General features: G+C 61.4%; 12 protein-coding genes. 8 read left to right on the top strand and 4 right to left on the bottom strand.

Annotated features, from left to right (window positions below; all coding sequences use genetic code 11):
• Positions 1 to 31: 31 nt before the first annotated feature.
• The 8 genes from C8C94_RS13890 (at position 32) to C8C94_RS13855 (ending at position 8,195) form a co-directional block, all read left to right on the top strand.
• Complete coding sequence (locus C8C94_RS13890; protein WP_121419550.1) at positions 32 to 1,273, top strand: ISL3 family transposase; 1,242 nt, start codon at positions 32 to 34, stop codon at positions 1,271 to 1,273.
• A 201-nt stretch (positions 1,274 to 1,474) separates the two neighbouring features.
• The gene (locus tag C8C94_RS13885; RefSeq protein WP_121421126.1) at positions 1,475 to 2,074 is read left to right on the top strand and encodes a hypothetical protein; all 600 of its coding nucleotides are present in this window, start codon (positions 1,475 to 1,477) and stop codon (positions 2,072 to 2,074) included.
• Complete coding sequence (locus C8C94_RS13880; protein ID WP_121421125.1) at positions 2,071 to 2,652, top strand: TlpA disulfide reductase family protein; 582 nt, start codon at positions 2,071 to 2,073, stop codon at positions 2,650 to 2,652. Before C8C94_RS13885 ends, C8C94_RS13880 begins: the two co-directional genes overlap by 4 nt.
• A 234-nt stretch (positions 2,653 to 2,886) precedes the next feature.
• Complete coding sequence (accB, locus tag C8C94_RS13875; protein WP_121421124.1) at positions 2,887 to 3,342, top strand: acetyl-CoA carboxylase biotin carboxyl carrier protein; 456 nt, start codon at positions 2,887 to 2,889, stop codon at positions 3,340 to 3,342.
• Positions 3,343 to 3,349: 7 nt separating this feature from the next.
• On the top strand, positions 3,350 to 4,699 hold the full coding sequence (gene accC / locus C8C94_RS13870; RefSeq protein ID WP_055395037.1) for an acetyl-CoA carboxylase biotin carboxylase subunit: 1,350 nt from the start codon (positions 3,350 to 3,352) through the stop codon (positions 4,697 to 4,699).
• Positions 4,700 to 4,775: 76 nt separating this feature from the next.
• Entirely contained in the window at positions 4,776 to 5,678 is a 903-nt protein-coding gene (prmA, locus tag C8C94_RS13865; RefSeq protein ID WP_121421123.1) for a 50S ribosomal protein L11 methyltransferase, read from the top strand.
• A 56-nt stretch (positions 5,679 to 5,734) separates the two neighbouring features.
• Positions 5,735 to 7,273, top strand: a complete 1,539-nt coding sequence (locus C8C94_RS13860; protein ID WP_121421122.1) for a zinc-ribbon and DUF3426 domain-containing protein — start codon at positions 5,735 to 5,737, stop codon at positions 7,271 to 7,273.
• Between the two features lie 25 nt (positions 7,274 to 7,298).
• Complete coding sequence (locus tag C8C94_RS13855) at positions 7,299 to 8,195, top strand: carbohydrate kinase family protein (RefSeq protein WP_121421121.1); 897 nt, start codon at positions 7,299 to 7,301, stop codon at positions 8,193 to 8,195.
• A gap of 139 nt (positions 8,196 to 8,334) precedes the next feature.
• Here the strand turns inward: C8C94_RS13855 and C8C94_RS25885 are convergent, their stop codons facing one another.
• The 4 genes from C8C94_RS25885 to C8C94_RS13840 all read right to left on the bottom strand — a co-directional run bounded on the left by C8C94_RS25885 (position 8,335) and on the right by C8C94_RS13840 (position 13,380).
• On the bottom strand, positions 8,335 to 8,922 hold the full coding sequence (locus C8C94_RS25885) for a hypothetical protein (RefSeq protein WP_055395059.1): 588 nt from the start codon (positions 8,920 to 8,922) through the stop codon (positions 8,335 to 8,337).
• Positions 8,922 to 9,086, bottom strand: a complete 165-nt coding sequence (locus C8C94_RS25880) for a hypothetical protein (protein WP_158603296.1) — start codon at positions 9,084 to 9,086, stop codon at positions 8,922 to 8,924. Before C8C94_RS25880 ends, C8C94_RS25885 begins: the two co-directional genes overlap by 1 nt.
• 22 nt (positions 9,087 to 9,108) lie before the next feature.
• Entirely contained in the window at positions 9,109 to 10,305 is a 1,197-nt protein-coding gene (locus C8C94_RS13845) for a ribonucleotide-diphosphate reductase subunit beta (protein ID WP_121421120.1), read from the bottom strand.
• 135 nt (positions 10,306 to 10,440) lie between these two features.
• Positions 10,441 to 13,380 carry a ribonucleoside-diphosphate reductase subunit alpha gene (locus C8C94_RS13840; RefSeq protein ID WP_121421119.1) on the bottom strand — a complete coding sequence of 980 codons (2,940 nt, stop codon included), beginning with the start codon at positions 13,378 to 13,380 and terminating at the stop codon, positions 10,441 to 10,443.
• Positions 13,381 to 13,699: the final 319 nt, after the last annotated feature.

Below are 13,699 nucleotides of genomic sequence, written 5' to 3'. Positions count from 1 at the left end.
CATTGACACCCCCTGAACAGGAGCCCTCCCGATGCAAGAAGCGTTGTTCTGCCAAGCGTTGGGGCTGGCCGCGCCCTGGGCTGTGGAGCGTGTTGCACTGGATGTCGAGCGCAGCCGCATCGACCTGTACGTGGTCTGGCAATCGGGCAGTGCCGCCTGCCCCGTTTGCGCCGCAGCTGAGCAGAAACTGCATGACCACCGCCAGCGCAGCTGGCGGCATCTTGATTTCTTTCAGTTCGAAGCCTACGTGCACTGCGCGCTGCCTCGCGTGTCATGCAGCGCCTGCAGCTCTACGACCCAGCTGAGTGTTCCCTGGGCGCGAGAGGGCAGCCGCTTCACGCTCATGTTCGAGGCTCTGGCTCTGACGCTGGCCCGTGAGATGCCGGTGGCCGCGTGTGCACGCATCCTGCGCTGTGCGGACAACGCCTTGTGGCGCCAGATCGATGCCCATGTCAGCTTGGCGCGCGCCAAGGAGAGCTACGCGGGTGTGGCGGTCATCGGTATCGATGAGACCAGCTGCGCCAAAGGCCACAGCTACATCACCCTGGTGCACGATCTTGAGCGGGCGCGACTGATCTACGCCACACCCGGCAAGGATGCCAGCACCGTGCAGCGCTTTGCGGCGGACCTCAAGAGCCACCAAGGCAGGCCCGAAGCCATCCAGGTGGTGTGCATGGACATGTCCAAGGCCTTTATCGCAGGAGCAGGCCAGCACTTGCCCCAGGCGGCCATTGCCTTTGATGGCTTTCATGTGGTGCAGATGGCCAACCGGGCAGTGGACGCAGTGCGGCGGGAAGAGGCCCGGGGCGAGCGCTGGCTCAAGAAGACCCGTTGGTGCTGGCTCAAGGACAAAGCCAAGTGGACGGACAAAGAGCAGGCAAAGATGGATTGGCTGCCTCGCACCCGATTGAAGACCGCCAGGGCGTGGCGGATGAAGGAGGCGCTGCGCGATGTTTACAGGAACTCAGACGCGGATGCCGCCAGCAGTGCACAGGCACTCAAGAAATGGCTGCACTGGGCGCAACGCAGCCGCTTGCAGCCCTTCAAGGACTTGGCCAAGACCATCCAGCAACACTGGGCGGGAATACTCCAGGCGTTTGATGCTTCTCATCTGCACACCGGCTATGTGGAGGCGGTGAACTCACTGTTGCAAGCAGCTAAGGCCAAGGCGCGTGGCTATGGCACCACCGATCACTTCATCGCCATGGCGTTCTTGATTGCTGGCAAGCTCACTCACCTGCCAGGCAGTCCTTTGCGAAAAGCAAGGGCCTGACCATGGCTCTGGTGGGGAATGTGGCGTTCCACCCGAAATGGAAGAGAGCCAAAAAACAGGCCCCCAGCGCTTGGTGGATAAGCGCGAGAAGCTATGAAAAATATAGTGACCCTGGGCATATCTAGGGGTAACCCGTAGTCCAGGCAGGTGCTTCGGGCCACAATGCGGTTTCTTTCCCTGCCACCACCATCCCCTACCGCCATGCACACACCTTTGAGCGACGAAATCGCCCACACCACGGCCCGGCTGGTGGTGGAAGAGGGCCTGGAATGGGGCCCGGCCAAGCGTCGTGCGCTGCGCCAGATGGGCCTGCCTGCCCGCACACCCCTGCCGAGCAACGACCAGGTCGAGGCCGCCGTGCGGGAGTACATCCAGCTCTTTTGTGCCGATACGCAGCCGCACGAGCTGCGGGCGCTGCGCCAGCTGGCCCTCGTGTGGATGGAGCGCATGGCGGCCTTCCGTCCCCATCTGGCGGGGGCTGTATGGCATGGTACAGCCACGCGGCTGTCCGACATTTACCTGCAGTTGTTCTGCGATGACTCCAAATCTGCAGAAATAGCGCTCATCGATCACCATGTGGACTACGAGCCACGCACGGTCACCGGTTTTCATGGTGAGTCGGTCGAAGCGCTGAGCCTGGGCAGCAAGTCGCCCGAACTCAATGAGATGATCGGGGTGCACTTGATGATCTATGACCTCGATGACCTGCGCGGCGCATTGCGCCCGGATGCCCAAGGGCGTGTGCCGCGCGGTGACATGACCGCCGTTCGGCGCCTGCTCCAGGAAACCCCTGCCCCATGACAAGCCCTTCCGATCGCCCTGAGTCCATCCCCGCCACCAGCGATGCGCAACCGTCGGCCGCACGTAGGCGACTGCTGTACGCCGGGGTGGCAGGCGTTGCAGCGTTGGGTGGTGCCGGCCTGGCATGGTGGAAGTTCCAGCCCCATGCCATGGAGCATGGGGTGGAAGAAGCGCTCTGGGCGATGGAGTTTGAAAAGCCTGAAGGGGGCGTGGTGGCGCTGAAGTCTCTGGCTGGCAAGCCGCTGCTGCTGAACTTCTGGGCCACCTGGTGCCCGCCCTGTGTGGAAGAGCTGCCCATGCTCAATGCTTTCTATCGCCAACAGGCGCCGAACGGATGGCAAGTTCTGGGATTGGCCATCGACCAGCCCTCTGCCGTGCGCAAGTTTCTGCAGCGTATTCCGCTGGAGTTCCCCGTGGGCCTTGCCGGATTGGGCGGTACCGACCTGGGGCGATCACTGGGCAACCTTACCGGTGGCCTGCCGTTTACCGTGGTGCTCGGGGGCAACGGGCGTGTCCTGCACCGTAAAATGGGGCAAATCACCCCGCAAGACCTCCAGCTGTGGGCGCCTCTGCGCTGATCAACCAAGCCTTCTGCTCGGCATTTTGTGGGTCCGAGCTGGGTATCGGCATGATGTAGTTCATCAAAAATACCTGTGGAAGACGGAAATAGGCTGAAATTGGAGTAAATTCGCGCCCTATTCAGTCATGACTTGCGCAAAGCAGGGCTCAGGCAAGCGGCTCGCCCAACGCGAGGCGGCTGTTGCGTCCCGATTGGCGCGAGTCCTATTAGTTTTATAGCCGTTGGAGCTCCCATGGATCTGCGAAAACTCAAAACCCTCATCGATCTCGTGTCCGAGTCGAACGTATCTGAACTCGAAATCACGGAAGCCGAGGGCAAAGTCCGCATCGTCAAGAGCGTGGGTGGTGTCGTTCAGCAGTACGTCCCCGCCCCGATGCAGGCACCTGCGCCCCCTGCATCTGCCGCCGCCCAAGTCGCCGAGCTGCCTGCGCCCTCGGCACCTGCAGTCCCTGCTGGCCACATCGTCAAGTCACCCATGGTGGGTACGTTCTACCGTTCGTCCAGCCCGGGCGCCAAGGCTTTTGTTGAAGTCGGCAGCCAGGTCAAGGAAGGCGAAACCATCTGCATCATCGAAGCGATGAAGATCCTCAACGAAATCGAGGCTGACAAGTCTGGCACCGTCACCCGCATCCTGGGTGAGAACGGCCAAGCCGTGGAATACGGACAGCCGCTGTTCGTTATCGAATAAGGCGCTCATGTTCAAGAAGATTCTTGTTGCGAATCGCGGAGAGATCGCTCTCCGTATCCAGCGCGCGTGCCATGAGCTGGGCGTGAAGGCCGTCATGGTCTATTCCGAGGCCGACCGCGACGCCAAGTACGTCAAGCTGGCCGAAGAGGCCGTTTGCATCGGCCCCGCGCCCTCGCCGCTGTCCTACCTCAACATGCCGGCCATCATCTCGGCCGCCGAAGTGACCGACGCCGAAGCCATTCACCCTGGCTATGGTTTTCTGTCGGAGAACGCCGACTTTGCCGAGCGCGTGGAAAAGAGTGGCTTCCAGTTCATCGGCCCCACGCCCGAGTCGATCCGCATCATGGGCGACAAGGTGTCGGCCAAGCAGGCCATGATCCGCGCAGGTGTGCCCTGCGTGCCCGGCTCCGAGGGCGAACTGCCCGATGACCCGGTGCAGATCCGCCGCATCGCCAAGGCCGTGGGCTACCCGGTGATCATCAAGGCCGCAGGCGGCGGTGGTGGCCGTGGCATGCGCGTGGTGCACACCGAGGCTGCCTTGGTCAATGCGGTGCAGATGACCAAGGCCGAGGCGGGCGCTGCGTTTGGCAATCCTGCGGTGTACATGGAGAAGTTCCTCCAGAACCCGCGCCACATCGAAATCCAGATCCTGGCCGACAAGCACCGCAATGCGGTGTATTTGGGCGAGCGCGACTGTTCCATGCAACGCCGCCACCAGAAGGTCATCGAAGAGGCTCCAGCCCCCGGCATCCCCCGCAAACTGATCGAGAAGATCGGCGAGCGCTGCGTGGCCGCGTGCAAGAAGATCGGCTACCGTGGTGCGGGCACGTTCGAGTTCCTGTACGAAAACGGCGAGTTCTACTTCATCGAGATGAACACCCGTGTGCAGGTGGAACACCCCGTCACCGAGTGGATCACCGGCGTGGACATCGTGAAGACGCAGATCATGGTCGCGGCGGGCGAGAAGCTGCCGTTCACCCAGCGCCAGATCGAGATCCGGGGCCATGCCATCGAGTGCCGGATCAATGCGGAAGACCCTTACAAGTTCATTCCGTCGCCCGGGCGTATCACCACGTGGCATCCACCAGGCGGTCCCGGCGTGCGTGTGGATTCGCATGCGTACACCAATTACTTTGTGCCGCCCAACTACGACTCGATGATCGGCAAGATCATCGTGCACGGCGACACGCGCGAGCAGGCCCTGGCCCGCATGCGCACGGCGCTGTCCGAGACGGTGATCGAAGGCATCAACACCAACGTGCCGCTGCACCGCGAGCTGATGGTGGACGCCAAGTTCATGGCCGGTGGCACCAACATCCATTACCTGGAAGAGTGGCTGTCGCAGCACAAGCGCTGACATCGTATTGCGCAGTCTTTCACATGCTGGCTCCTGGCAACGGGTGCCAGCATTTCACTTTTTCTGAGAGGCTTCTATGTTTGAGCTGAGTCTGATGTGTCCCGAGGATCGGATCGAGGCGGTCAGCGATGCGCTGGATGCGCTGGATGCGCTGAGCGTTTCGGTGGAGGATGCTGATGCCCAGACCGACGCCGAGCAGGCCTTGTTTGGTGAGCCTGGCATGCCGCCGCCCAAGGACGGCTGGCAGCGCAGCAGGGTGGTGGCGCTCTTTCCTTCGGAGGTGGCTGCCCGGGAGGCCCAGCAACTGCTGGTGGTGCAGGATTTTTTTGCGGGCTGCCAGGTGCTGGGGGTTGCCCACGTGCCCGAGCAGGACTGGGTGCGGCTCACGCAATCGCAATTTGCGCCTGTGGATATCACGCCGGATTTTTGGATAGTTCCTACCTGGCACGAACTTCCCGCCGAGGCAAAGCGCAGCATCCGGCTGGATCCGGGCCTGGCGTTTGGCACCGGCACCCACCCCACGACGCGCATGTGTCTGCGCTGGATTGCCCGTAACGGTGCCACCGAGTCGTCCATGGGCAATCCGCTGGGCCGGGTTCTGGACTATGGCTGTGGCTCTGGCATCCTCGCCATTGGTGCGGCCAAGTTTGGTGCCACGGACATCGATGCGGTCGATATTGATCCTGCGGCGGTCGAGTCCACCGCGCTGAATGCACAGGCCAATGACGTGCGGCTCCACGCGGGACTGCCCGACAAGGCACGGGGTGAATACCAGACGGTGCTGGCAAACATTCTTGCCACCCCCTTGCGCGTGCTGGCGCCCCTCTTGTGCAGCCACGTCGCGCCCGGCGGGAATCTGGTGCTGGCAGGCATTTTGGAACGTCAGGCTGAGGAGTTGAAAGAGGCATATGCTCCCTGGCTTCAGCTCGATGTGGCGGATACAGAAGATGGCTGGATCTTGATGACCGCCCGACGCTAAGACGGGGCCGAAGCCCGCTTCGCCGGGGTCGCACGCGCCTCTACAATCCATCGCTGATGAGCCAGATCACTCGCTGCCCGTCCTGCTCTACCTCATTCAAGGTGGTGGCGGACCAATTGCGCATCTCGCAAGGGTGGGTGCGTTGTGGTCAATGCAAAGAGGTGTTTGATGCTTCGGCGCACCTGCTTCCAGCGGCTCCACCAGCGTTGTTGCCCGATGTCTCGTTGACCGACATACGTCCGCCATCCATGCCGGTGGCGCGCAAGGCAGGGACGGGGCGGTCATGGGGTGAGCCGACTTCTTCGCCACCACCGGTTGCCCCATCTGCGGGGGCGCTGTCGGCAACCTCCGAAAAACCAGCGTTTTCGCTGTTTCCCGCAGGTACTTCCGACGTAATGGCGGGGTTGCCGGATGCACAGGCCCAGGTGGTGGCTCCGGTTCTGGAGGTTCCACAGCCTGCGGTGCCCGCGTTTCTGTCTGCGGCAGCCGGGGCGGTGGCACCTGGTGCCGATGCGGGAATCGGCCCCTTCACTCCATTTGCCTGGCGCCCGGACTCCGTGCGCAATGTGCCAACAACGGGCGGGGATGTTGCAGGGATGCGGAGCGATGCTGTCGCCTTACCTCCTTTGGCCTTTCCCGAGGTGGCTGCTGATGGGTCATCTTCTTTGCCCAAGGGGGATCACCCCACTGCCTCGTTGTCAGCCGCGTTGCCCGGTGCAGGCGATGGAACATCACTCCCTGCAGGGTATGAGTTACCTGCTGCTGCTCTTCGAGATGGCGAAGAGGTGGTTGCCGATCCAGCTGCAGCCGTGGCGTTGACCCCGATGGGATATCCTGCACTGGAGTTGCCTACCAAGACGGCGTTGCCGGTGGAAGATGCGGAGCTTGAAGAGCGGGCTGAAGTGCCCGTGCCGCCGGTGGGTTTTGCGCAGCCTGTGACGCCGGAACCCGCGCCGGAGGCACTTGCGCTGGTGGAAGACCATTCGCCCGCAGCCGTGTTGCAGGCATCGACTCGCAAGCGATCCTCGGTCCGAAAGGCGTCGGATGCCGTTGACGAGGACGATGACCCTGAGGCCGGACAGGAAGTCAGCTTTGTAGTCGCTGCGCGGCGCAAGGCGTTCTGGCGCAGGCCGATGGTGCGCACGGTGCTTGGAGTGCTGCTTTTGATGTCTGTGGCGGGGCTTGCGCTGCAGGTCGCTGTTCAGGAGCGTGACCGCCTTGCCGCGATGGATGCGCGTGCCAGGCCATGGTTGATGGCGTTGTGCGCTCCCTTGCACTGCGAGATCGCGCCGCCGCGCCAGATTGCGGATGTGGTCATCGACAGTTCTTCGTTCAACAAGGCCCGAGGTGATAGCTATCAACTCGCGCTGACCATGAAGAGCAAGGCCTCGATACCTCTGGCCATGCCCGCCGTCGAGTTGACGTTGACCGATGCGCAGGACCAGCCAGTGCTTCGGCGTGTGCTTTTGCCCACTGACATGGGGGCTCCCATGGAGTTGTCTGCAGGGGGCGAGTGGAGTGCGTCCGTGTCAGTGATTGTGACCACCGGCGGAGCGCGTGTTGCTGGCTATCGGTTGCTGGCGTTTTATCCCTGATTTTTTACCAACCTACTTCTTTGATATGGCTGCCCTCATTTGTGGTTCTCTGGCGTTCGACACCATCATGACCTTCGAGGGCCGTTTTGCCGAGCAGATACTGCCCGACCAGCTGCACATCCTGAACGTCTCTTTCCTGGTGCCTTCGTTGCGGCGCGACTTTGGTGGTTGTGCGGGCAACATTGCGTATAGCCTCAAGTTGCTGGGCGGTGAGCCATTGCCAATGGCCATGCTGGGCAGCGATGGCGCAGACTATCTGCAGCGCCTGGAATTGCTGGGTATCAGTGCGCGCCATGTGGGGCAGGTCCAGGACACCTACACCGCACAAGCCATGATCATGACGGACCGTGACAACAACCAGATCACCGCCTTCCACCCCGGGGCGATGATGCAGGCACATGTGAACCGCATCGAGGCAGATGTGGGGGTGAGCGTGGGGATCATCGCGCCGGATGGTCGTGACGCCATGCTTGAACACGCGGCACAGTTTGTGGCGGCCGGTATTCCTTTTGTGTTTGACCCGGGCCAGGGCTTGCCCATGTTCAATGGCGAAGAGCTGGCGCGGTTCGTGGACCAGGCTTCCTGGGTGACGGTCAATGACTACGAGGGGAAAATGCTTTGCGACCGCACGGGCTGGACGCTTGCAGAGATTTCGAACAAGGTAAAGGGGCTTGTGGTGACGCTGGGTGCGGAGGGTTGCGAGGTCTGGGTGAATGGTCAGAAAACCCATGTACCCGCCGTGGTGCCTGCCCAAGTGGTGGATCCTACGGGGTGTGGTGATGCTTGGCGGGGCGCGTTGTTGTTCGGCCTGGAAAAGGGCTGGCCGCTGGTGCGTTGCGCCGAGCTGGGCAACCGGGTGGGAGCCCTTAAGATTGCGCAGCGGGGCCCGCAAAACTACACACTGGATTTCATCCCCGCGTAATTGGGCCAGCTTTCCATGAAGTCACGGGGCGCCCCATTGCTGCCGGCTTCTTGTGTTGCACGGCGTGTGGTGTGCAACACGAACAGGCATAAAAAAACCCGGTGCGCAGGCACCGGGTTGAGCGTGTGATACGCCAGGATTAAGGCTTGTTGCCCGTAGGGAAGGGCCAGGCTGCCTGAGGATTCAGGGTGGTCTGTGCTGCTGGAGCTGCTGCCGCAGGGGCAGGCGCCTTGGGGGCCTTCTTGGCCGGTGCAGCTTTTTTTGCAGGAGCCTTGGCGGGAGCGGCCTTCTTGGCAGCCGTTGCCTTCTTGGCGGGAGCCGCCTTCTTGGCTGGGGCGGCAGGCTTCTTCGCTGCTACTGCCTTTTTGGCGGGAGCGGCTTTCTTTGCCGGTGCTGCTGCCTTCTTGGCGGGTGCGGCCTTCTTCGCTGCTACTGCCTTCTTGGCGGGAGCGGCTTTCTTTGCCGGTGCTGCTGCCTTCTTGGCGGGTGCGGCCTTCTTCGCTGCTACTGCCTTTTTGGCGGGAGCGGCTTTCTTTGCCGGTGCTGCTGCCTTCTTGGCTGGTGCAGCCTTCTTCGCTGCTACTGCCTTCTTGGCGGGAGCGGCTTTCTTTGCCGGTGCTGCTGCCTTCTTGGCAGGTGCAGCCTTCTTCGCTGCTACTGGTTTTGCAGGTGCAGCTTTTTTCGCTGGGGTCGCCTTCTTAGCGGCTGGTTTTTTCGCAGTTGCCATCATGTTCTCCTTGGGTCAATTTGCAAAGAGCACTTCCTGTCTGCAGTGGACACGAAGCGATCCATGGCGATGGAGAAATCCCCATCGCCATGAACACGGGAACGCCCTGCACCGCAACGCACTGCAGCGCTGCTTGTGGTGGTGGGCGTGGTGTAAAAATCCATGGTGGTGTGTTGCGAAAAGGCGCTAGTCCCAGGACAGCGCACCACCGGACTGGTATTCAATAACCCGGGTCTCGAAGAAGTTGCGTTCCTTCTTGAGGTCGATCATCTCGCTCATCCACGGGAACGGGTTTTCTTCATTGGGAAACAGCGTCTCCAGCCCGATTTGTGTGGCACGGCGGTTGGCGATGTAACGCAGGTATCCCTTGAACATCGATGCATTCATGCCCAGCACGCCGCGCGGCATGGTGTCTTCCGCGTAGCGGTACTCGAGTTCAACCGCCTTGAGGAACAGCGCCTTGATCTCGGCCTTGAATTCAGCGGTCCACAGATGGGGATTTTCCAGCTTGAGCTGGTTGATCAGGTCAATGCCAAAGTTGCAGTGCATCGACTCGTCGCGCAAGATGTACTGGTACTGCTCGGCGGCGCCAGTCATCTTGTTCTGGCGGCCCAGTGCAAGGATCTGTGTGAAGCCGACGTAGAAGAACAGGCCTTCCATCAGGCAGGCAAACACGATCAGCGACTTGAGGAGCGTCTGGTCGGTTTCGGGCGTGCCAGTTTGGAAGTTCGGATCCATGATCGCCTCGATGAAGGGGATCAGGAACTGGTCCTTGTCGCGGATGGACTGGACTTCGTTGTACGCGTTGAAAATCTCGCTCTCATCCAGCCCCAGCGATTCCACGATGTACTGATAGGCGTGCGTGTGGATAGCTTCTTCAAAGGCCTGGCGCAGCAGAAACTGGCGGCACTCTGGCGCCGTGATGTGGCGATAGGTGCCCAGTACGATGTTGTTGGCAGCCAGCGAGTCTGCCGTGACAAAGAAGCCCAGGTTGCGCTTGATGATGCGGCGTTCGTCATCGGTCAGGCCATTGGGGTCCTTCCACAACGCGATGTCGCGCGTCATGTTCACTTCCTGAGGCATCCAATGGTTGGCGCAGGTGGCCAGGTATTTTTCCCAGGCCCACTTGTATTTGAACGGGACCAGCTGATTGACATCCGTCTGCCCGTTGATGATGCGTTTGTCGGCAGCGTTCACGCGGCGTTGCGTGGCTGCGGCAGGTGTTGCGTGCGGTGCTGCAGAGGCAGTCATCGATGCGTGCACTTCCTGCAGTGAGGGGGTTTGGAAAGGCAAAGGCGGCTGTCCCGCCGGGTGGCTTTGGTTCAGTCCACCGTCCAGTTGATTTTGCGATGAGGGCTTGACTTCTTCGTCCCAGGTCAACATAGATTTTCCAGTGTTCGGATTATGAAAGCAGTGCTGCGAAAAGAAAAGCACTGAAGCGTTGTGCAGCAAGGATTTGTTGCTTCACAGCACATGCGCGACACCTCGGAAGAGCCCAAGGTGTCGCGTGCGAAGTTCTTATTGGCAGGCTTCGCAGCCGGGATCATCGATAGCGCAGAACTTGACGTCCGTAGCAGGCACTGCTGATGCTTGATGGGTGGCTTCAGCAACTGCCGCATCGAGTGCGCTGGGTTTCGCTGCAACGGGCACCGACGCTGCCGATGCGCCACTGTCATTGCCCGATGAAACGGCATTGAGCTGGCGTGTATTCACGGTGCTCATCTCGACGTGTGTGGCGCTTTGTGTGCGCAGGTAATACGTGGTCTTGAGGCCACGGATCCAGGCCAGCTTGTAGGTGTCGTCGAGCTTCTTGCCCGATGCGCCGGCCATGTAGATGTTCAGGCTCTGCGCCTGATCAATCCATTTCTGGCGACGCGATGCGGCTTCCACCAGCCACTGCGGCTCGACTTCAAACGCTGTGGAGTACAGCGCCTTGATGTCCTGTGGCACCCGATCGATGGGGTGCAGCGAACCCTTGAAGTGCTTGAGGTCCATGATCATCACGTCATCCCACAGTCCCAGGCGCTTGAGGTCGCGCACCAGCCCACCGTTGATGACCGTGAATTCACCCGACAGGTTGGACTTGACCGACAGGTTGCCGAACGAAGGCTCGATCGAGGCATCAACGCCGATGATGTTGGAGATGGTGGCCGTGGGGGCAATGGCGACGCAGTTGGAGTTGCGCATGCCGTCCTGTGCAATCTTCTTGCGCAGGGCATCCCAGTCCAGGGTGGACGAGCGATCCACTTCCACATATCCGCCACGGGCCTGCGAGAGCATGTCCAGCGTGTCGAAAGGCAGGATGCCGCGATCCCACAGTGAGCCCTTGTAGCTGGAGTACTGGCCGCGTTCCCGGGCCAATTCGGTGGAGGCCCAGTAGGCGTAGTAGCAGATGGCCTCCATCGACTTGTCGGCGAATTCCACGGCCTCCTGCGAGGCGTAGGGAATGCGCAGTTCGTACAGGCTGTCTTGGAACGCCATGACGCCCAGGCCCACGGGGCGGTGGCGCAGATTGGAGTCGCGGGCCTTCTTGACGGCGTAATAGTTGATGTCGATCACGTTGTCGAGCATGCGCATGGCAACCGTGATGGTCTTCTTGAGCTTCTCGTGGTCGATCTGGCCGTCCTTGATGTGCTGCAGCAGGTTGACCGAACCAAGATTGCAGACGGCGGTTTCGGTGTCGCTGGTGTTGAGTGTGATCTCAGTGCACAGGTTGGACGAGTGCACCACACCAGCGTGCTGCTGGGGCGAACGCACGTTGCAGGCATCCTTGAAGGTGATCCAAGGATGGCCGGTCTCGAACAGCATGGTCAGCATCTTGCGCCACATGTCGGTGGCCTGCACCGTCTTGGCGGGTTTGATCTCGCCGCGCGCGGCCTTCTCTTCGTAGGCCACATAGGCCTTCTCGAAGTCGGCGCCGAACAGATCGTGCAGGTCGGGCACGTTGGAGGGCGAGAACAATGTCCAGGTGCCCTTTTCCATCACGCGGCGCATGAACAGGTCAGGGATCCAGTTGGCCGTGTTCATGTCGTGCGTGCGGCGGCGGTCGTCGCCAGTGTTCTTGCGCAGTTCCAGGAACTCTTCGATATCCAGGTGCCAGGTTTCCAGGTAGGTGCAGACGGCGCCTTTGCGCTTGCCGCCCTGGTTCACCGCCACAGCGGTGTCGTTGACCACCTTGAGGAAGGGCACCACGCCTTGCGATTCGCCGTTCGTGCCCTTGATGTGGGAGCCCAGAGCGCGCACGCGGGTCCAGTCATTGCCCAGGCCGCCAGCAAACTTGGACAGCAGGGCGTTTTCCTTGATCGATTCGTAGATACCATCCAGGTCGTCGGGCACCGTGGTCAGGTAGCAGCTGGACAGCTGCGAGCGCAGGGTGCCGCTGTTGAACAGCGTGGGGGTGGACGACATGAAGTCGAAGGACGACAGCACTTCGTAGAACTCGATGGCGCGGGCCTCGCGGTCGGTTTCATTGAGTGCCAGGCCCATGGCCACGCGCATGAAGAACGCCTGGGGCAGTTCGATGCGGGTTTTCTTGACGTGCAGGAAGTAGCGGTCATACAGGGTCTGCAGGCCGAGGTAGTCGAACTGCAGGTCGCGCTCGGCCTTGAGCGCGGCGCCCAGGCGGTTCAGGTCATATTGCTTGAGCAGGCGCTCGTCCAACAGCTCGTTGTCCACCCCCTTCTGGATGAAGGCGGGGAAATAGTCCCTATAGGCTTGGCCCATGTCGCTCTGGGCGACCTCGCGTCCCAGCACTTCGCGCACGATGGTATGCAGCAGCAGGCGGGCCGTGGCATAGGTGTAGTCAGGGTCTTTTTCGATCAGGGTGCGGGCGGCGAGGATGGACGCCTTGTAGACCTCGTCCATGGGAACGCCGTCATACAGGTTGCGCATGGTCTCGGCGACGATGGGCGCGGCCTGGATGTCGGCGCCGAGGTTGGCGCAGGCCGATTCGATGAGCCCGTGCAGGCGCAGGATGTCCAGCTGCACGCGTTGGCCGTTGTCGATCACGTTCAAAATGGGGGTTGCGGGCGCGAGCTGTTCCTGGTGGTGGACACGCTCTTGCGTGCGGCGCTCGCGGTACAGAACATAGGCCCGGGCGACTTCGTGGTGTTCGCCGCGCATCAGGCCCAGTTCAACCTGATCCTGCACGTCTTCAATATGGAAGGTGCCGCCACCGGGACGCGAGCGCATGAGGGCGCGGACCACATTCTGGGTGAGCGTGTCCACCACCTCGCGCACGCTGGCGGAGGCGGCGCCCTGCGTGCCGTGCACTGCCAGAAATGCCTTCATCATCGCCACCGCAATTTTTTGCGGCTCAAAGGGCACGACTGCTCCGTTGCGGCGAATGATCTGATAGTGCGCCAGCGAGTTACCCGCCGCTGCTGGTGCGGACTGGGTGTTTGGGGCCTCGGGGGAGGCGGCATGGGGCGTGGAAGGCGTGTTCAAAGCAGCTTGCATGGGGGGTCCTCTTCTGTGGGCTGTCTGGGGTGTGGTGCGCGGCCTGGATGCCGTCGCAGCGTGTGAGTGGTGCGGCGGACTACTGTCTGGCGCACACTATATATGGTGTGTCACATGCATTCAAGACACTACCGGTAGTGTACCGTCGTATTGTCCTCAGAAAAACGAAACAGCATGTCAGCGGCGCCGCAGGGCCTTCTGCTGACCCCGCCGGAACCCGTTGCCCCTGCGGAAAAGCAGGACGAAAACCTCGCAAAGACAAGCGTTTCGAGCGGATTTTCTGCGCGAGGCCGCGTGGTGTCTGGGGACGCGACGATGT

The organism is Acidovorax sp. 94 (assembly GCF_003634645.1).
Taxonomy (GTDB): Bacteria; Pseudomonadota; Gammaproteobacteria; order Burkholderiales; family Burkholderiaceae_C; genus Acidovorax; species Acidovorax facilis.
Note: the sequence above shows the minus strand (reverse complement) of the source record. Positions and strands in the feature narration are given on the sequence as shown.